We start from the raw sequence: 16,897 nt of genomic DNA, 5'->3' as shown, positions 1-16,897 counted from the left end.
GAAAACTTATGTGTGGTATTGTAGGCGCAGTTGCGCAACGTGATGTGGCAGAAATTTTAACTAATGGATTACATCGTTTAGAGTATCGTGGTTATGATTCTGCCGGTGTGGCTGTGGTCAATGAAAAGCATGAATTACAACGTGTTCGTTGTTTGGGTAAAGTTAAGGCATTGGATGAAGCTGTTGCGGTCAAACCATTAATTGGTGGAACCGGCATTGCGCATACACGTTGGGCTACCCATGGTGAACCTTCAGAAGCGAATGCTCACCCTCACGTTTCCGGCAATTTTGCTGTGGTACATAATGGTATTATCGAAAATCATGAAGAATTGCGTGAATTACTAAAATCACGGGGTTATGTGTTCCTTTCACAAACCGATACTGAAGTTATCGCTCATCTTGTGGAATGGGAAATGCGCAGCACGGATGCCTTACTTGAAGCAGTCCAAAAAGTGGTGAAGCAGCTTACCGGAGCCTATGGTATGGTGGTGCTGGATCGCAATCATCCTGAACATTTAGTGGCAGCCCGTTCCGGTAGTCCATTAGTGATTGGTTTAGGGATTGGTGAAAATTTCTTAGCGTCAGACCAGTTAGCACTATTGAGTGTGACCCGTCGTTTTATCTTTTTAGAAGAAGGGGATATTGCGGAAATCACACGTCGCACTGTGGATATTTATGATGCGCAAGGGAATAAAGTTGAGCGTGAAGTGCATGAGTCTAACCTTGAAAATGATGCGGCGGAGAAGGGCAAATTCCGTCACTTTATGCAAAAAGAAATTTTTGAACAACCGACCGCACTTATCAATACGATGGAAGGTCGTATCAATCATAATAACGTGATAGTGGAATCTATTGGTAATGGGGCGAAAGACATTTTAGAGAAAGTACAACATATCCAAATTGTCGCCTGCGGTACATCTTACAATGCCGGTATGGTCGCACGTTATTGGTTTGAAGCCCTCGCCGGTGTTAGCTGTGATGTGGAAATTGCCTCTGAGTTCCGTTATCGTAAATTTGTCACCCGTCCAAACAGCTTATTGCTCACCCTTTCTCAATCCGGTGAAACCGCTGACACTTTAGCCGCACTTCGTTTAGCGAAAGAAAAGGGTTACATGGCTGCAATGACAATTTGTAACGTCGCAGGATCTTCTCTTGTGCGTGAATCTGATCTTGCGTTTATGACTCGTGCAGGGGTGGAAATTGGCGTTGCTTCGACAAAAGCCTTTACTACCCAATTAGCAGCAATGCTTATGTTGGTGACTGCAATCGGTAAACTCAATGGTAGTATTTCCGATGAAAAAGAGAAAGAAATTGTTAAAGCATTACATTCTCTTCCGGCAGACATTGAAAAAGGTTTAGCTTTTGATAAAGATATCGAATTGCTCGCAGAAGATTTTGCTGAGAAACATCATGCACTGTTCTTAGGTCGTGGTGAATATTATCCGATCGCCATGGAAGCCTCTTTGAAATTAAAAGAAATTTCTTACATTCATGCAGAATCCTATGCAGCAGGTGAATTAAAACATGGTCCATTAGCATTAATTGATGCAGATATGCCGGTGATCGTGGTGGCACCAACCAATGATTTATTAGAAAAAGTGAAATCCAACATTGAAGAAGTGCGTGCCCGTGGCGGTCAATTATACGTCTTTGCGGATAAGGATGCCGGTTTTAGTGAAACGGAGGGGATGAAAATTATCACTATGCCAAAAGTCAATGAAATTATTGCGCCGATTTTCTACACAGTACCGATGCAATTACTGGCATATCACGTGGCTTTAATCAAAGGTACGGATGTGGATCAGCCGCGTAATCTTGCAAAAGCGGTAACCGTTGAATAAGTGCGGTTGATTTAATCACTGTTTTTAAAAGCACGAAATATGATTTTCGTGCTTTTTATTTGCTTAATATAAAAAGATTCTTTAAACTACGCCCCAGTTTTGAGCGTGGATAGTTTTGCAGCTCATTACATAACCTTTCTCCACTTTAAATACTACCTGCGAGTAGTAAAAGGACATCAACATGACAACCAAAGTTAATCAATATGGCTGGAAAGCCCTTATTGGCTCTGCCGTCGGCTATGCAATGGATGGTTTCGATTTACTTATTCTTGGTTTTATGCTCAGTGCTATTTCTGCCGATCTTAATCTTACACCCGCTCAGTCAGGATCGCTTGTCACTTGGACATTAATCGGTGCCGTATTCGGCGGCATTGTGTTTGGGGCATTAAGCGATAAATATGGTCGTGTGCGTGTCCTGACGTGGACGATAGTATTATTTGCTATTTTCACCGGTTTATGCGCTCTCGCCCAAGGTTACTGGGATTTGTTAATTTATCGCACGATTGCTGGTATTGGTTTAGGCGGTGAGTTTGGTATCGGTATGGCGCTTGCTATTGAGGCTTGGCCCGCACGTCACCGTGCTAGAGCTGCCTCTTATGTGGCTTTAGGCTGGCAAGTGGGCGTGTTAAGTGCGGCGTTATTAACGCCGACATTGCTACCTTATATTGGCTGGCGTGGTATGTTTATTCTCGGTATTTTCCCTGCATTTGTCGCTTGGTATTTACGGGCCCGTTTGCACGAACCTGAAATTTTTACCCAAAAACAGACCGCACTTTTAGCGCAAAAAACATCAAAATTGGAATCTTTTAAGCTTTTAGTGAAAGATAAAGTGAGTGCGAAAGTTAGTTTAGGAGTCGTTGTGCTGACATCCGTACAAAATTTTGGTTACTACGGGATTATGATCTGGATGCCAAATTTTCTTTCTAAACAACTCGGCTTTAGTTTAACGAAATCGGGCGTTTGGACGGCTGTCACCGTATGCGGAATGATGTTGGGTATTTGGATTTTTGGTCGTCTCGCCGATAAAATTGGACGCAAACCGAGCTTTTTATTATTCCAGCTTGGTGCCGTGCTTAGCATTATCGCGTATTCACAGCTCACTGACCCAACTATAATGTTGATTGCCGGTGCGTTCTTAGGAATGTTTGTAAACGGTATGATGGGAGGGTATGGAGCGTTAATGGCTGAGGCTTACCCTACAGAAGCACGTGCTACAGCACAAAATGTTCTATTCAACTTAGGGCGGGCTGTAGGTGGTTTTGGACCGATTGTCGTAGGCGCAATTGTTTCAGCCTACTCATTCAGTCTTGCCATTGCATTCTTAGCAATTGTTTACGTGATTGATATGGTCGCCACGATTTTCCTTATTCCCGAACTAAAAGGCAAAGCATTACAGTAAAGTGCGGTTGATTTTAGGCTTATTTTTAAATCCGTCTTATTACAAGGCGGATTTCTTATTTTAAAAGCCTGATCGTTTTTATGCTAAACTAGCACGAGTTTTTTTCATAAAGGTACTCTTGTGCAAATTACTCGTTCTGTTTCTTTACGTATTGCGAAATATCTTTTTCTTATCATTATTGTCGCAGGCGTGATCAGTTCCTTGAGCTTGGCAATTATGACAAGCAATAAATCCGATGCGGAAGCAATTAACGTTTCCGGTTCATTGCGTATGCAAAGTTATCGTTTGCTTTACTTGATGGAAAAACAACCGGAAACCGTTGAAAAAAACTTGAGTTTTTATGAAAAAAGCCTCCATGCTTCAAGTTTGGTGGATATTCAGCATCAGCTTTTTACACCGGATATCGTAAAACAATCCTACCAAACTATTCTTGAACGCTGGGCAGAAATGGAAACCTTTGCCCGTCAAAATAATATCTACCAATATAGTCAAAATCTGACGGATTATGTGAGTGAGGTGGATTATTTTGTATTTGAGCTGCAACGTTTTAGCGAACAAAAATGGTTTTTTGCCTTATCCGTATTGTGTTTTTCTATGTTGCTGATTGTGGGAATGGTGTCTTATGTCATTTGGTTTACTCAGCGTGAAGTGGTCAAACCGCTAAAATTACTGACACGTGCCAGTACTCAAGTACAAATGCGCCAGTTTAACCATATCCCATTGGATACAAGAAATGATAACGAGCTTGGTACGCTAGCACGTGTGTTCACTCAAATGTCAACGGAGCTAGGCAAATTGTATTCACGTTTGGAAGATGCGGTGAATGAAAAAACTCAAAAATTACGTCAAACCAACCGCTCTTTATCGACGCTTTACCAAATCTCACAATTACTTACTGTGAATACAATTAATGATAAAATTCTTAATCAAGTATTGCACCAAATTTTGGTCAGCGAGCATTTAGGCTATATTGAGTTGGCGGTGCTAGGCGCTGAACATTGGGATATTGTATTAGGGAAGATGAAAGCTCATCAGGGTTTAGAAATACGAGAGTTGAAAGTGGAAAATGAGGCGCTGGGAGTACTTTCATGGCAAGCGGGCTTGCCTTGCCCTGATCCTCGAATGATGCAGAATTTGGCGCAAATGTTAGCTCGGGCTTTATATTTTCACAAAAATCAACGCCAGCAAGAGCAGCTTTTATTAATGGAAGAACGTTCAATTATTGCACGGGAGCTGCATGATTCACTGGCTCAAGTGTTATCTTTCTTACAGATTCAACTTACTTTGTTGAAATATAATTTGAAGAAAAATGATGAAGCGGCTCAACAGGAAAGTTTTGCCATTATTGCCAGTTTTGAACAAGCACTTTCTAGCGGTTATGTGCAGTTGCGTGAGTTGCTCGCGACCTTTCGTCTAACGGTACAGGAGGCTAATTTACAGCAGGCATTAGAACAAGTTGTTGATTCTTTGCGTCCACAAACTCATATGCAAATGAACGTAAATAGCCAGCTCCCATCACAAAGTTTAAATCCTCAGCAACTTGTCCATTTGCTGCAAGTCGTACGTGAGGCTACTTTAAACGCAATTAAACATTCAAAAGGAACGATAATTGAGATTACCGCTCATATCAATACGGAAGGAGAGTATGAAATTCTCATTCAAGATGATGGCGTGGGTATTCCAAGTTTAGATGAGCCTGAAGGCCATTATGGACTCAATATTATGGCGGAACGTTGCACTCAGCTCAATGCCGAATTAAGCATTAGTCGCCGTGAACAAGGCGGTACACAGGTTAAAATCACGTTACCGCAAAAATTATTTTAAGGAAAAACAATGAAAAGTTTACAACTTTTTCACACCTTTCATATCTCTGCGAATGCGCGTGAGATTATAGAAGTGCAAAATCTTGAACAACTGAAACAAGCTTGGTCTAAAGCAAAGGCTCAGCATCTCCCTGTACTCTTACTCGGGCAAGGTAGTAATATACTCTTCGTCGAAGATTTTGATGGAGTAGTCATTATCAATCGATTGCAAGGTATTACGTATGAGCAAGATGATCGCTTTCATTATCTCCATGTCAATGCCGGCGAGAATTGGCATAATTTGGTTAAATACACTCTTGAGCAAGGTATAGGGGGATTAGAAAATCTTGCTTTGATTCCGGGTTGTGCCGGGTCAGCACCGATTCAAAATATCGGTGCTTACGGGGTCGAATTTAAAGATGTTTGCCATTATGTAGATGTACTGGATTTGACAACAAACAAGCAATTTCGATTAAGTGTAGAAGAATGTGAGTTTGGTTATCGGGAAAGTATTTTTAAGCACCGTTATCGGAATGATCATGTGATTACGGCAATAGGGTTAAAATTGTCAAAAAATTGGCAACCTGTATTGGAATATGGCACGCTTGCGAATTTTAGTAGAGAACATGTAACAGCAAAAGAGATATTTGATGAAGTTTGCCATATTCGCCAAAGTAAATTACCGAACCCAGATGAATTTGGCAATGCGGGGAGTTTTTTTAAAAATCCGGTGGTGAGTGCAGAACGGTTTGTTGAACTACAAAAACTTAACGAAAATCTACCGCACTTTCTACAGACTGATGGTCGTGTAAAACTGGCTGCCGGTTGGTTAATCGAGCAATGTAATCTTAAAGGCTTTAAAATTGGTGGGGCATCGGTACATAAAAAACAAGCATTAGTACTGATTAATGAGGCTAATGCGACAGGGCAAGATGTGGTGAGGCTTGCGCATTATATTCGTCAGACAGTGGCTGAAAAATTTGCTATCTATCTTCAACCGGAAGTTCGTTTTATCGGAGAAAAAGGCGAGATTGATAGCGAAAAGGCAATCGCTTAATTTTTTAGTGTATAAATGGTAAAATCTATCACCACGTTAAATGGGTAAATAAAAATTCCTATTAATGAAGGAAAGTAAAATGAATTTTAAAGAAATTTTAGAGACTCTTCCAATAATAGATCACCTGACTGGGTTAAATGTAAAACAAGGTGGTGATGTCATCCACAATATTCCTGCCGTTGAGGGAAAATTAGGGTCGTTGCGCCTTTATAACGCTCTAGCTGAAAAATTTAATGGGAAATTAGACCGCACTTCAGCGCAGCAGGGGATTGAGTGGTTTGCGGAACATGTGGAAGATGCAAAGGGAAATCCGGGTAAACACCCGAATATTGATCTACTTTTTAAAGTACTTGATGAAGATTTAATTTTAGAACTTGAAGTGTTAAAAAATAGCTAAATATATTGAACTTTTAATCGGTAAAACCTGTCTTAAAGAGCAAATTAGTTCAATAAAACCTTTTATTGTGCTATAACGAAAGTTATTAATTGGCAATGTCCAAAAAGAAGGAAAGAGATGGATAAAGAAACACAAATGATGTTAGTTCCTCAAGGTAGTATTGAAGGTTATATTCGTGCGGCAAATGAGTATCCAATGTTGACCGCAGAGGAAGAGAAGGAACTAGCGGAACGTTTATATTACAACGGTGATATTGAAGCGGCTAAAAAATTAGTATTGTCTCATCTTCGTTTTGTCATTCACGTGGCTCGGGGCTATTCCGGTTATGGATTGCCGCAAGCCGATTTGATCCAAGAGGGCAATATTGGCTTAATGAAAGCCGTCAAACGTTTTAATCCGGAAGTAGGTGTGCGCCTGGTTTCTTTTGCGGTGCATTGGATTAAAGCTGAGATTCATGAATATGTATTGAGAAACTGGCGTATCGTGAAAGTGGCAACCACAAAAGCACAACGTAAGTTATTTTTCAATTTACGCAAGACAAAACAGCGCTTAGGTTGGTTCAATGAAAATGAAGTCGATATGGTTGCAAATGAGCTGGGCGTATCAAAAGAAGATGTGCTTGAAATGGAATCCCGTATGACAGGGGCTGATGTGGCCTTTGATTTGCCGAACGATGACAGTGAAACAGAAACTTATTCACCGTCACTTTATTTGGAAGATAAAACTTCTAATTTTGCTGCTGAACTTGAAAATGAGGCTTTTGAAAGCCAAGCCGTAGAGCAGTTAAGTGTGGCATTGAAAAATCTTGATGCCCGTAGCCAAGATATTATTAAAACCCGTTGGTTGGATGATGATAAAGCAACGCTACATGATTTGGCTGCAAAATATAATGTTTCCGCAGAACGAATTCGTCAACTTGAGGCTAATGCCCTTAAAAAATTAAAAAGTGCGGTGAGTTTTTAGCGACTTTTGAAAAAAGAAAACCTGCCAAATGGCAGGTTTTTTTAATTTTTCTTTAATTTTGACCATACTTTGTCTTCTTGTCCACGCCATAGGCGCTGAATGTTGTCATGATGGCGATAAATCAATAAACAGCTTACCAATGCCACCGGGAACGTAAATTCAGGTTTGAACCACCACACATAAAAAGGAGCGAGTAGTGCAGTGATGACGGCACTTAAAGAAGAATAACCACTCGCTAAGAAAACGATAAACCAAGTACCGAAGATAGATCCTGCTACTGCCCATGCAATTGGTGCAATAGCCCCAAATGCTGTGGCGACCCCTTTTCCGCCTTTAAATCGAAAAAAGATAGGGAAGATATGCCCTAAGCAAGCTCCTAATGCTACCATACCCAATTCAAATTGGGTTAATCCTAGATAATAACCTACCCAAACCGGTAACATGCCTTTTAGAATATCAAAAATGAGGACGGCGAGCGCAGTCCAGCGTCCTCCAATGCGAAATACATTAGTTGCACCGGGATTATGAGAGCCATATTGGCGGGGATCGGGCAAGCCCACGATTCTACAAATTAATATTGCGCTGGAAATCGATCCTAAGAGATAGGCAAAAATCATGTAAATAATGGCGAATAGGCTCATTTAATCCCCCGGAATGATAAAATTTCCTCGCTATTTTACCTAAACTTGCTAGCATACGCCTACTATAATTTTAGGAGAATCTGATATGGATCGTATTTTTATTGAAGAATTAACAGTATTTGCCCAAATCGGTGTTTATGATTGGGAGCAGCAAATTAAGCAAAAGTTAGTATTTGATATTGAAATGGCGTGGGATTGTCGAAAAGCGGCAGAAACCGATGACGTACAGTATTGTCTTAATTATGCGGAAGTCAGTCAGTTTGTTTTAGATTATGCACAAGCCAAGCCTTTTTTACTTGTTGAGCGTGTTGCTTATGAGGTCGCTGAACAGTTACAACAACGTTTTGCTATTCCGTGGCTTCGTTTGAAACTAAGTAAACCTAAAGCGGTAGCTCAGGCATATAGCGTAGGGATTGTTATTGAGCGGGGCACTTTATCGACAGAGATAAAATAAATGAAAAAATGCGAAATTTTTACCGCACTTAGTAATAAAAAACCCGACTTGGTCGGGTTTTTTTACGGATAAAATTATTCCGCAACAATAGTGATGTTTAATGCCGCAAACACTTCGCTGTGAAGTTGGAAACGAACATCGTGCTCACCAAGTGTACGAATTGGACCGTTTGGTAAACGAACTTCACTTTTTGCCACTTCAACACCTGCCGCGCTAACTGCTTCAGCTACATCACGGGTAGTGATAGAACCGAATAAACGACCTTCATCACCGGCTTTAGAAGTGATAGTCACTTTTTCTAATGCTTCTAAACGCTCTGCGCGGTCGATTGCAGCTGCTAATGATTTAGCCGCTTTTTCTTCCAATTCGGCACGACGTGCTTCAAAGTGTTCGATGTTTGCTTTAGTTGCCATAACCGCTTTACCTTGTGGGATTAAGAAGTTACGGGCAAAACCTGATTTAACATCTACTTGGTCACCTACATTACCTAGGTGAGCAATTTTATCTAAAAGAATAACTTGCATTTGACCTTCTCCTTCTTAGTGATGATGTGCATCAGAGTAAGGTAATAACGCTAAATAACGCGCGCGTTTAATTGCACGGGCTAATTGACGTTGGTACTTCGCACGAGTACCGGTAATGCGGCTTGGTACAATTTTGCCGCTTTCAGAAATGTAGTTCTTTAATGTAGCGATATCTTTGTAATCGATTTCTACAACATTTTCCGCTGTAAAACGGCAGAACTTACGACGACGGAAATAACGTGCCATTTGGCTGTCTCCTAATCTATAAATTCGATTTGCTCGGCATGTAAAACTAACTGGTTTAAACCGTTTGCGGTTCTATGTGAGGTGATGAAACCCACAACCAATAGCTGATTGCCGACCGTAATGCTTTGAGTTTTTTCTACTAATTGATTACCACTAATTTGAATGGGCATCTTTAACCACGCTTGGCGTGATAAACCACTTTCAAGCTGCTCGGAACGATGTTCCAACCAAAACTGGCAATGTTCAATGCCATTAGGGCTTTTATATCGCTTTGGTAATTGGCAAACTGTGCCGATTAATGAAAAGCGATTATCAACTTTTGAATTACTCTTCAGCATCCTCAAAATCGTTGTTTTCAACTTCAGCTAAAGCTTTACGATCATCTTTTGCTTTAACCATTGGGGACGCTTCTGTTACGGCGTGCTTAGTATGAATAACAAGACTGCGTAATACAGCATCGTTATAACGGAAAGTCGTTTCTAGCTCGTCGATGACTTGTTGAGGCGCTTCTACATTCATGAGCACATAATGTGCTTTGTGTAATTTGTTGATTGGGTATGCTAATTGACGGCGACCCCAATCTTCTAGGCGATGAATTTGACCACCGGCTTCTTTAACAGAACCTGTGTAACGTTCAATCATACCTGGTACTTGCTCGCTTTGGTCCGGATGAACCATAAACACGATTTCGTAGTGACGCATTACTGCTCCTTACGGGTTAATCAGCCTTTGACGTAGATTAGTCACCAATCTGCAAAGGCAAGGAACGAAAAATTGAATGTGACTAAGGGTTGCGGATTATATCGAAATTTTTGTTTTTTGCAACCGATTTGCAGTTTTTTTAGACAAGAAAAAACCGATATAAATTATCGGTTTTCTTTTTCCATTAAAACTAACGACTACGGAAAATAATGCGTCCTTTACTTAAATCGTAAGGAGTCATTTCCACTGTCACTTTATCACCGGTTAAAATACGAATGTAGTTTTTACGCATTTTGCCGGAAATGTGGGCTGTCACTACATGACCGTTTTCTAATTCTACACGAAACATTGTATTAGGTAAGGTTTCTAAAATTGTGCCTTGCATTTCAATGCAATCTTCTTTTGCCATTGTATCCTCTAAAAAATAACTGATTTTTTGACCGCACTTTCAGCGGTAATTTAAGAAAAACGGGCGGATTATAGCCGTTTTTGCGTTGAGGTGAAAGGTGAAAATCAAGTTGTGTTGAAAAAATAACCTTTTTGTGTGGGGAAGGATTCAATAGCTCAATGATTTACAAACCCAAATCACGTTCTATAATAACTGCACTTTAATAGAAGATAGAATATTATGAGCTCAAAAAAACACTTAGGGCATACGGCCCGCAAACGTTTCGGACAAAATTTTTTGCACGATAATAATGTGATTCAAAATATTGTTGCGGCGATTTATCCGCAAAAGGATCAATTTTTACTGGAAATAGGTCCGGGACTTGGTGCACTAACCGAACCGGTCGCGGAACAAGTCGATCGTTTAACTGTGGTGGAACTGGATCGTGATCTTGCCGAACGTTTGCGTCATCACCCATTTTTACATCACAAAATTACCGTAATTGAAAATGATGCGATGCAATTTGATTTTGGCGAGCTTTATCGTCAAGAGAATTTGGCGGAGAAGGGGCAAAAATTACGTGTATTTGGAAACCTGCCCTATAACATTTCTACTCCATTGATGTTCCATCTTTTTAAATATCACCATATTATTCAAGATATGCACTTTATGTTGCAAAAAGAGGTGGTAAAACGTTTATGTGCTGCACCGAATAGTAAGGCTTACGGGCGTTTAACTATTATGGCGCAGTATTTTTGTCAAGTGATGCCTGTATTAGAAGTGCCGCCAACAGCCTTTAAACCTGCGCCCAAAGTAGATTCAGCCGTGGTACGTTTAATTCCTCATCAAGTATTACCACATCCGGTAAAAGATTTATATTGGCTTAACCGAGTATGTTCACAAGCTTTTAATCAACGCCGTAAAACCTTACGTAATGCACTGTCAACACTATTTTCAGCAGAAAATTTGACCGCACTTGGGATAGATTTAAATGCACGTGCGGAAAATCTTTCTATTGCGGATTACGCCCGTTTGGCGAATTGGTTGACGGATAATCCTCCGGAAGAAATGAATAAACCGGAAATTATTGATACGGATGATTAATTAAAGAGCGGTTAACATGGCGACATATTTTGTAGGCGATCTGCACGGTTGTTATGATGAATTGCAACTTTTGCTGGAAAAAGTGGCATTTGAACCTACGCAGGATAAATTATACCTTGTGGGGGATTTAGTCGCGCGAGGGGATAAATCGCTAGAGTGTTTGCGTTTTGTGAAATCCCTGGGTAATGCGGCTCAAACGGTTTTAGGCAATCACGATTTACACTTAATTTCTACTGCACTTGGTATTAAAAAAGTGAAATCAAAGGATCGGGTAGATAGTATTTTTCAAGCACCGGATTTTGAAGAACTGATAGATTGGCTACGCTATCAACCTTTGCTTGTACATAATGAAAAACAACATTTTGTTATGTGCCATGCTGGTATTTCACCTGATTGGGATCTGGTTATGGCAAAAGCCTGTGCGAAGGAAGTGGAAAATGTATTAAGGCAGGGCGATATTCATCATTTACTGGAAAATATGTACGCGGAACAACCGGATTGTTGGTCGCCTGAATTACAAGGGCTGGATCGCCTTCGCTATATTATTAATGTCTTTACCCGTATGCGTTTTTGTTACAGGGATCATCGCCTTGATTTTAGCTGTAAATCACCACTGAAAGATGCACCGCCGGAATTAACGCCTTGGTTTAACTTGTATAATCCTCTTTATCAAAAAATTCCGATTATTTTTGGGCATTGGGCGAGTTTAGTGGATGAATCGACACCGAACGGCATTTATGCGCTGGATACAGGCTGTGCGTGGAATAATAGAATGACAATGTTACGTTGGGAAGACAAACAATTCTTTACACAAAGTGCGGTTAAAAATTACCGTGTTTTCTAAGGAGTAATGAGTGCTCTCTCTCAGTGCCGAATCGTGCGAAATTTTTGAGATTCCTTTTTATCAATTCGCACAAATGAAAAAATTTTGTCCGGCAGAAATCCCGTCAATCAAAGCCAATTACAAATGCCATTGGGATAATTGGAAAGCCATTATTCAAGTCGTTGCGAAACAACTTGGTACGCCTTTTGCTAAACCTCATATCGAAAGCTGGACAAACGGTTGGCAAGTCAGAGCGCATTTTTTTGCCTATTTTAAATATGAATTTAATCAAAATTCGGCAGCAATTTTTTCGGTATTGTTAAATCGCCGGCGTTTATCGGTGAGTTTAGATTGGCATTGTTACCGAGCAGATCGTTCGCAAATTAGTTTGCAACAATATAATCAATGGCTGGATGAATTCGATTTTCAGATGTTTCCTGATTGGGATATATGGCGTGGCGATGAAACTGAATACGATGATTTTCGTCAAGTTAATCAGTTGGAGGCGAAAGATTTATTGCTACGTTCCGATGATGATTTTTGGTGTATTGGTCACAATATTGAAAAGAATGCGTTGCAGAATATTGATATTGTAAATTTTATAGTGAGTACCATTCAGAGATTACAACCGCTTTATGAACGTTGTCATCGATAAGTGCGGTCATTTTAGTGAAAGTTTTTCTTATCATTTCTTTACTTATGTTATCATTACAAAGATTTAACATTTTTAACAATATTTTATTTAGGAGAGCAATATGAAAAATGTCGTGGTCGTTGGCGGTGGTGCCGGCGGTATTGAATTGGCGACTTTTTTGGGTAATAAATTAGGGCGCAAGGGGCAAGCTAAAATAACCCTAGTGGATCGTAATGCTACCCACCTTTGGAAACCGTTATTACACGAAATTGCAACCGGTGTTCTAGATGACGGAGTGGATTCTTTAAGCTACCGTGCCCATGGTAAAAATCATCATTTCAGCTTTGAACAAGGTACGATTACCCGTATCAATCGCGAACAAAAATATGTGGAACTCGCCCCGATTTATGGTCAAGAAGGGGATATGTTGGTGATCGCTCGCCGTATTCCTTATGATTATTTGGTTTTGGCTATTGGCAGTAAATCTAATGATTTCAATACTAAAGGTGTAGCGGAAAATTGTATTTTCTTGGACAGTTCTGATCAAGCATTACGCTTCCAGCGAAAAGTTTTGGAACTCTTTTTGAAATTCTCAGAAAATCGGGCATTGGACGATATTGGTGAGGAAGAATTCAAACAGAAGTTAGTGGATGAAAATAAAGTTAATATTGCCATTGTCGGTGGTGGGGCGACGGGTGTGGAATTAACAGCAGAACTTTATCATGCCACTGAAGACTTATCTTCATATGGCTATGGAAAAATTGACAACTCCTGTTTGCAAGTAACCTTAGTCGAAGCCGGTCCTCGTTTGTTACCGGCGTTACCGGAAGATTTATCCACTGCTGTTTTAGATGAGTTAAAAGATATGGGCGCAGATGTGAAGCTCAATACGATGATTACCGAAGCACAACCCAATACGCTAATCACAAAAGTGGGAGAAGAAATCAAAGCTGATTTAATTGTTTGGGCAGCAGGCGTTCGAACTTCAAAAGTCACCCACAATTTTGATGGTTTAGAAATTAACCGCACTAATCAATTAGTGGTGAAAGATACGCTACAAACTACGGTGGACGAGAGTATTTTTGCTATCGGCGATTGTGCCGCATTCACTCAAGATGACGGTACATTAGTACCGCCTCGTGCTCAAGCTGCACACCAGATGGCAAAAGCTTGTGCGAAAAATATTTTTGCCATCTTTGATAATAAACCGCTGAAGACGTTTAAATACAATGATAAAGGTACTTTGGTATCGCTTTCCAGTTTCACTGCATTAGGCAGTTTAACCAATAAATTTGGCAAGAATCCACTGACCGTACACGGCAAGTTTGCACAATTTGCTTACGTATCACTTTATCGTATGCATCAACATGCATTGCATGGTTGTACTAAAATTGGATTGATTATCTTAGTGGATAAAATTAATCGTTATTTAAAACCGAGATTGAAATTGCATTAATCATAAGTAAAAGTGCGGTCTTTTTTGACCGCACTTTTTCGTTATACTGGAATATTATGTTCGTAGGCATAAAGTGTGTTATACATCAACATTGCAACGGTCATTGGACCTACCCCACCTGGAACAGGGGTAATATGACTTGCTTTTTGGGCTGCAGCTTCAAACCCTATATCTCCTACTAATTTACCTTCAATTCGATTAATGCCTACATCAATAACGACAGCACCTTCTTTTACCCATTCGCCCGGTACAAGATTCGGTTTTCCAACAGCGACAACCAAAATATCGGCTTGTCGTACGTGATTTTCAAGATCTTTTGTGAAACGGTGAGTAACCGTGACTGTTGCGCCTGCAAGCAATAATTCCAAAGACATTGGGCGGCCCACAATATTTGAAGCACCAACGATAACCGCATGTTTGCCGTGTAAATCAATGCCGGTTGTTTCCAATAATTTCATCACGCCATAAGGGGTGCAAGCACGTAGAGTTGGGATACGCTGGCATAAATGCCCAACGTTATAAGGGTGAAAACCATCCACATCTTTTTTCGGGTCAATGCGTTCAATAATAGCTTCAGAATTGATTTGTTTTGGAAGAGGGAGTTGTACCAAAATGCCGTCAATGGTTTCATCTGCATTTAACTGGTCGATTAAAGCAAGTAATTCCTGCTCGGTTGTTGTTTCCGGCAAATCATAGGATTTAGAATTAATCCCGACTTCCTCACAACTGCGACGTTTACTTTCTACATAAACTTGAGAGGCGGGATCTGAGCCGACGAGAATCACAGCAAGCCCGGGGGCTCGTTTATCCTCGTTACGATACTGGGTAATTTTTTTTGAAATTTCGGATTTTATCTGCTTAGAAAGTCTGGTTCCCGAGATAATTTGTGCTGTCATTAAAAGTCCTTAATAATGGAAACGTAAACGTTTGCTATTTTATCCAACAATGGGAAATTTACAAAATCAAATATGCTGAATAGTGAAATTGAAATAATTTTGAGCAGTCAAATACAAAAATAATAAAAATTGATTGACTGAACAAGAAACCTCTCTATAATTGAGCGCACTCGTCGGCGAGTAGCGCAGCTTGGTAGCGCAACTGGTTTGGGACCAGTGGGTCGTAGGTTCAAATCCTATCTCGCCGACCACTTCTTTTGTATTTCCCTTGGAACTTCATAAAAAAGATACAATCCTTAAATGCGCCCTTAGCTCAGCTGGATAGAGCAACGCCCTTCTAAGGCGTGGGTCAAAGGTTCGAATCCTTTAGGGCGTGCCATTTGCCTTTTAATTTATTAATTCATTGTTATTGAAGTTTACGCAATAAATTTTTTTGTGTTTACATAAATACAAATTAAGTATATTTGCAGAAATATATTGAACAAATAGAGGCTTTTTTCTCCATTAATAAAATCCGAGGCTATTTTAAAAACTTAGAATTTTTTATATGAAAAATGTTACTGTTTTTGATAGTTAAGCTTTGATAGTTAAGCTTTGATAAAAAGAATCTGCTAGAGTAAATAGAATAGATAAATGGCGGTGAGAGGGAACAACAACATTTAACGTTCAAGCCTTGATTTTACTGGGTTCTTCTCTGATTGCTTTTGTCTAGAGGGATCTAAACAGGGATCTAAAATCCCAATTCAATCTAAATGAGGTAAAAGCCATAATCAAGTAATATCGTTAAATCTCGTTTAATAACAGGCAAGAAAAAGGGCGATATTCTCGCCCTTTATTTATGTACTCTTGAAAAGGGTTTATTGAGGTTGTCTATTACGCGCATTTTCATAGGCTTGTAGGCGGTCTCGCTTGCCTACGGATAACACAAAAACGGTGATCTCATTATCTTGCATTTCATAGACAAGGCGATAACCCGCCGAGCGTAGTTTGATTTTATAAAGTGCGGTCGAAAAACCGCTTAATCTGTCGGCTTGAACGTGCGGATTTTCTAAGCGTTCGTACAATTTCTTCTTAAATTGGCTTTTTACCGGTTCACCGAGTTTCTGCCATTCTTTTAAGGCTTTTTCGTGGAATTTTAGGCTATAAGTCATCAAGATTCACCGCGATAAATTCACCGTCTTTCATGCGTTCTTGTGCAATTCTGCCTAACTCCGCATCTTCTGCCAATTCTTGAAAATATTCAAAAAGTGCGGGGGTAACACAATAAAAAGCCGGTTGATTACGGTTCAAAATAGCGACTGCGCCCTGTTCACTTGCCTGTGCAATGCCCATTGGGTCGCGTTTTAAATCGGTAATGCTTGCCGCCTGCTGTGTCAAAATTTGGTGTATTGCCATGATTTGCTCCTTATCAATAGTTTCAATTCAATAATAGCACTCTAAAAAGTTTTTTTAAAGTGTTTGTTAGATATAGAAACGATCCTTTGGGGGCGGTAGGTTAATAGTTAAAAGCGATTGGATGGGCTTGCGTTTCGCTATTTGGGGCAAATAATGAAATGAATCCAAAGTAATT

20 protein-coding genes and 2 tRNA genes are annotated in these 16,897 nt (G+C 40.0%); 13 read left to right on the top strand and 9 right to left on the bottom strand.

Translation table 11 applies throughout. The features are described from left to right. Positions 1–8 precede the first annotated feature (8 nt). The 6 genes from glmS (at position 9) to rpoH (ending at position 7,459) form a co-directional block, all read left to right on the top strand. On the top strand, positions 9–1,841 hold the full coding sequence (gene glmS / locus A3GE_RS0101300; RefSeq protein WP_018355475.1) for a glutamine--fructose-6-phosphate transaminase (isomerizing): 1,833 nt from the start codon (positions 9–11) through the stop codon (positions 1,839–1,841). 181 nt (positions 1,842–2,022) lie between these two features. After that, entirely contained in the window at positions 2,023–3,240 is a 1,218-nt protein-coding gene (locus tag A3GE_RS0101295; RefSeq protein ID WP_018355474.1) for an MFS transporter, read from the top strand. A 120-nt stretch (positions 3,241–3,360) separates the two neighbouring features. Continuing rightward, positions 3,361–5,064, top strand: a complete 1,704-nt coding sequence (gene narQ, locus A3GE_RS0101290; protein WP_018355473.1) for a nitrate/nitrite two-component system sensor histidine kinase NarQ — start codon at positions 3,361–3,363, stop codon at positions 5,062–5,064. A 9-nt stretch (positions 5,065–5,073) separates the two neighbouring features. Beyond that, positions 5,074–6,099, top strand: coding sequence for a UDP-N-acetylmuramate dehydrogenase (murB, locus tag A3GE_RS0101285; RefSeq protein ID WP_018355472.1), 1,026 nt, complete (start codon positions 5,074–5,076; stop codon positions 6,097–6,099). 79 nt (positions 6,100–6,178) lie between these two features. Further along, positions 6,179–6,496, top strand: coding sequence for a DUF2322 family protein (locus A3GE_RS0101280; RefSeq protein WP_018355471.1), 318 nt, complete (start codon positions 6,179–6,181; stop codon positions 6,494–6,496). 117 nt (positions 6,497–6,613) lie between these two features. Then, on the top strand, positions 6,614–7,459 hold the full coding sequence (rpoH, locus tag A3GE_RS0101275) for an RNA polymerase sigma factor RpoH (protein ID WP_018355470.1): 846 nt from the start codon (positions 6,614–6,616) through the stop codon (positions 7,457–7,459). A gap of 41 nt (positions 7,460–7,500) precedes the next feature. On the opposite strand, the gene plsY is transcribed toward rpoH, so the two are convergent. Beyond that, positions 7,501–8,100 (bottom strand): glycerol-3-phosphate 1-O-acyltransferase PlsY, encoded by a 600-nt coding sequence (gene plsY, locus A3GE_RS0101270; protein WP_018355469.1) that lies wholly within the window; start codon positions 8,098–8,100, stop codon positions 7,501–7,503. Between the two features lie 85 nt (positions 8,101–8,185). Between plsY and folB the strand changes: the two genes are divergently transcribed. Then, a complete protein-coding gene (gene folB / locus A3GE_RS0101265) occupies positions 8,186–8,554 on the top strand; it encodes a dihydroneopterin aldolase (protein WP_018355468.1) in 369 nt (122 codons plus the stop codon). A gap of 74 nt (positions 8,555–8,628) precedes the next feature. Here folB and rplI read toward each other — a convergent pair whose 3' ends face one another. From rplI to infA, 5 genes are all read right to left on the bottom strand, one after another. Continuing rightward, positions 8,629–9,078 (bottom strand): 50S ribosomal protein L9, encoded by a 450-nt coding sequence (gene rplI, locus A3GE_RS0101260; RefSeq protein ID WP_018355467.1) that lies wholly within the window; start codon positions 9,076–9,078, stop codon positions 8,629–8,631. A 15-nt stretch (positions 9,079–9,093) separates the two neighbouring features. Continuing rightward, complete coding sequence (gene rpsR / locus A3GE_RS0101255; RefSeq protein WP_018355466.1) at positions 9,094–9,324, bottom strand: 30S ribosomal protein S18; 231 nt, start codon at positions 9,322–9,324, stop codon at positions 9,094–9,096. Positions 9,325–9,335: 11 nt separating this feature from the next. Continuing rightward, positions 9,336–9,662, bottom strand: a complete 327-nt coding sequence (priB, locus tag A3GE_RS0101250; RefSeq protein WP_018355465.1) for a primosomal replication protein N — start codon at positions 9,660–9,662, stop codon at positions 9,336–9,338. Further along, on the bottom strand, positions 9,649–10,026 hold the full coding sequence (gene rpsF / locus A3GE_RS0101245; protein ID WP_018355464.1) for a 30S ribosomal protein S6: 378 nt from the start codon (positions 10,024–10,026) through the stop codon (positions 9,649–9,651). The genes priB and rpsF overlap by 14 nt, the downstream gene beginning before the upstream one ends. 190 nt (positions 10,027–10,216) lie before the next feature. After that, positions 10,217–10,435 (bottom strand): translation initiation factor IF-1, encoded by a 219-nt coding sequence (gene infA / locus A3GE_RS0101240; protein ID WP_005627617.1) that lies wholly within the window; start codon positions 10,433–10,435, stop codon positions 10,217–10,219. 219 nt (positions 10,436–10,654) lie between these two features. Here infA and rsmA point away from each other — a divergent pair, with 219 nt between their 5' ends. The 4 genes from rsmA (at position 10,655) to A3GE_RS0101220 (ending at position 14,431) form a co-directional block, all read left to right on the top strand. Continuing rightward, on the top strand, positions 10,655–11,518 hold the full coding sequence (gene rsmA / locus A3GE_RS0101235; RefSeq protein ID WP_018355463.1) for a 16S rRNA (adenine(1518)-N(6)/adenine(1519)-N(6))-dimethyltransferase RsmA: 864 nt from the start codon (positions 10,655–10,657) through the stop codon (positions 11,516–11,518). Between the two features lie 16 nt (positions 11,519–11,534). Then, entirely contained in the window at positions 11,535–12,362 is an 828-nt protein-coding gene (gene apaH, locus A3GE_RS0101230) for a bis(5'-nucleosyl)-tetraphosphatase (symmetrical) ApaH (RefSeq protein ID WP_018355462.1), read from the top strand. 10 nt (positions 12,363–12,372) lie between these two features. Further along, on the top strand, positions 12,373–12,996 hold the full coding sequence (locus A3GE_RS0101225) for an HI_0552 family protein (RefSeq protein WP_018355461.1): 624 nt from the start codon (positions 12,373–12,375) through the stop codon (positions 12,994–12,996). Between the two features lie 100 nt (positions 12,997–13,096). Then, positions 13,097–14,431 carry an NAD(P)/FAD-dependent oxidoreductase gene (locus A3GE_RS0101220; protein ID WP_018355460.1) on the top strand — a complete coding sequence of 445 codons (1,335 nt, stop codon included), beginning with the start codon at positions 13,097–13,099 and terminating at the stop codon, positions 14,429–14,431. A gap of 41 nt (positions 14,432–14,472) precedes the next feature. On the opposite strand, the gene folD is transcribed toward A3GE_RS0101220, so the two are convergent. Continuing rightward, positions 14,473–15,327 carry a bifunctional methylenetetrahydrofolate dehydrogenase/methenyltetrahydrofolate cyclohydrolase FolD gene (gene folD / locus A3GE_RS0101215; protein WP_018355459.1) on the bottom strand — a complete coding sequence of 285 codons (855 nt, stop codon included), beginning with the start codon at positions 15,325–15,327 and terminating at the stop codon, positions 14,473–14,475. 174 nt (positions 15,328–15,501) lie between these two features. Here folD and A3GE_RS0101210 point away from each other — a divergent pair. Both A3GE_RS0101210 and A3GE_RS0101205 read left to right on the top strand, forming a co-directional pair. Beyond that, positions 15,502–15,578 (top strand) — tRNA-Pro (locus A3GE_RS0101210). A gap of 51 nt (positions 15,579–15,629) precedes the next feature. Continuing rightward, positions 15,630–15,706 (top strand) — tRNA-Arg (locus A3GE_RS0101205). 478 nt (positions 15,707–16,184) lie between these two features. On the opposite strand, the gene A3GE_RS0101200 is transcribed toward A3GE_RS0101205, so the two are convergent. Continuing rightward, a complete protein-coding gene (locus A3GE_RS0101200; RefSeq protein WP_018355458.1) occupies positions 16,185–16,478 on the bottom strand; it encodes a type II toxin-antitoxin system RelE family toxin in 294 nt (97 codons plus the stop codon). Then, positions 16,468–16,722 (bottom strand): type II toxin-antitoxin system Phd/YefM family antitoxin, encoded by a 255-nt coding sequence (locus A3GE_RS0101195; RefSeq protein WP_018355457.1) that lies wholly within the window; start codon positions 16,720–16,722, stop codon positions 16,468–16,470. Before A3GE_RS0101195 ends, A3GE_RS0101200 begins: the two co-directional genes overlap by 11 nt. Between the last annotated feature and the right edge of the window lie 175 nt (positions 16,723–16,897).

The organism is Rodentibacter pneumotropicus DSM 21403, from assembly GCF_000379905.1.
GTDB lineage: Bacteria > Pseudomonadota > Gammaproteobacteria > Enterobacterales > Pasteurellaceae > Rodentibacter > Rodentibacter pneumotropicus.
This window is presented reverse-complemented; position numbering and strand designations above follow the sequence as displayed.

What these genes read in the sequence shown, in the direction of transcription:
- infA (WP_005627617.1), bottom strand. Translation starts at nt 10,435, where the DNA reads ATGGCAAAAGAAGATTGCATTGAAATGCAAGGCACAATTTTAGAAACC.
- rsmA (WP_018355463.1), top strand. Translation starts at nt 10,655, where the DNA reads ATGAGCTCAAAAAAACACTTAGGGCATACGGCCCGCAAACGTTTCGGA.
- A3GE_RS0101200 (WP_018355458.1), bottom strand. Translation starts at nt 16,478, where the DNA reads ATGACTTATAGCCTAAAATTCCACGAAAAAGCCTTAAAAGAATGGCAG.
- murB (WP_018355472.1), top strand. Translation starts at nt 5,074, where the DNA reads ATGAAAAGTTTACAACTTTTTCACACCTTTCATATCTCTGCGAATGCG.
- plsY (WP_018355469.1), bottom strand. Translation starts at nt 8,100, where the DNA reads ATGAGCCTATTCGCCATTATTTACATGATTTTTGCCTATCTCTTAGGA.
- rpsF (WP_018355464.1), bottom strand. Translation starts at nt 10,026, where the DNA reads ATGCGTCACTACGAAATCGTGTTTATGGTTCATCCGGACCAAAGCGAG.
- A3GE_RS0101195 (WP_018355457.1), bottom strand. Translation starts at nt 16,722, where the DNA reads ATGGCAATACACCAAATTTTGACACAGCAGGCGGCAAGCATTACCGAT.
- priB (WP_018355465.1), bottom strand. Translation starts at nt 9,662, where the DNA reads ATGCTGAAGAGTAATTCAAAAGTTGATAATCGCTTTTCATTAATCGGC.
- rpoH (WP_018355470.1), top strand. Translation starts at nt 6,614, where the DNA reads ATGGATAAAGAAACACAAATGATGTTAGTTCCTCAAGGTAGTATTGAA.
- folD (WP_018355459.1), bottom strand. Translation starts at nt 15,327, where the DNA reads ATGACAGCACAAATTATCTCGGGAACCAGACTTTCTAAGCAGATAAAA.
- rplI (WP_018355467.1), bottom strand. Translation starts at nt 9,078, where the DNA reads ATGCAAGTTATTCTTTTAGATAAAATTGCTCACCTAGGTAATGTAGGT.
- glmS (WP_018355475.1), top strand. Translation starts at nt 9, where the DNA reads ATGTGTGGTATTGTAGGCGCAGTTGCGCAACGTGATGTGGCAGAAATT.
- folB (WP_018355468.1), top strand. Translation starts at nt 8,186, where the DNA reads ATGGATCGTATTTTTATTGAAGAATTAACAGTATTTGCCCAAATCGGT.
- apaH (WP_018355462.1), top strand. Translation starts at nt 11,535, where the DNA reads ATGGCGACATATTTTGTAGGCGATCTGCACGGTTGTTATGATGAATTG.
- A3GE_RS0101280 (WP_018355471.1), top strand. Translation starts at nt 6,179, where the DNA reads ATGAATTTTAAAGAAATTTTAGAGACTCTTCCAATAATAGATCACCTG.
- A3GE_RS0101295 (WP_018355474.1), top strand. Translation starts at nt 2,023, where the DNA reads ATGACAACCAAAGTTAATCAATATGGCTGGAAAGCCCTTATTGGCTCT.
- A3GE_RS0101220 (WP_018355460.1), top strand. Translation starts at nt 13,097, where the DNA reads ATGAAAAATGTCGTGGTCGTTGGCGGTGGTGCCGGCGGTATTGAATTG.
- rpsR (WP_018355466.1), bottom strand. Translation starts at nt 9,324, where the DNA reads ATGGCACGTTATTTCCGTCGTCGTAAGTTCTGCCGTTTTACAGCGGAA.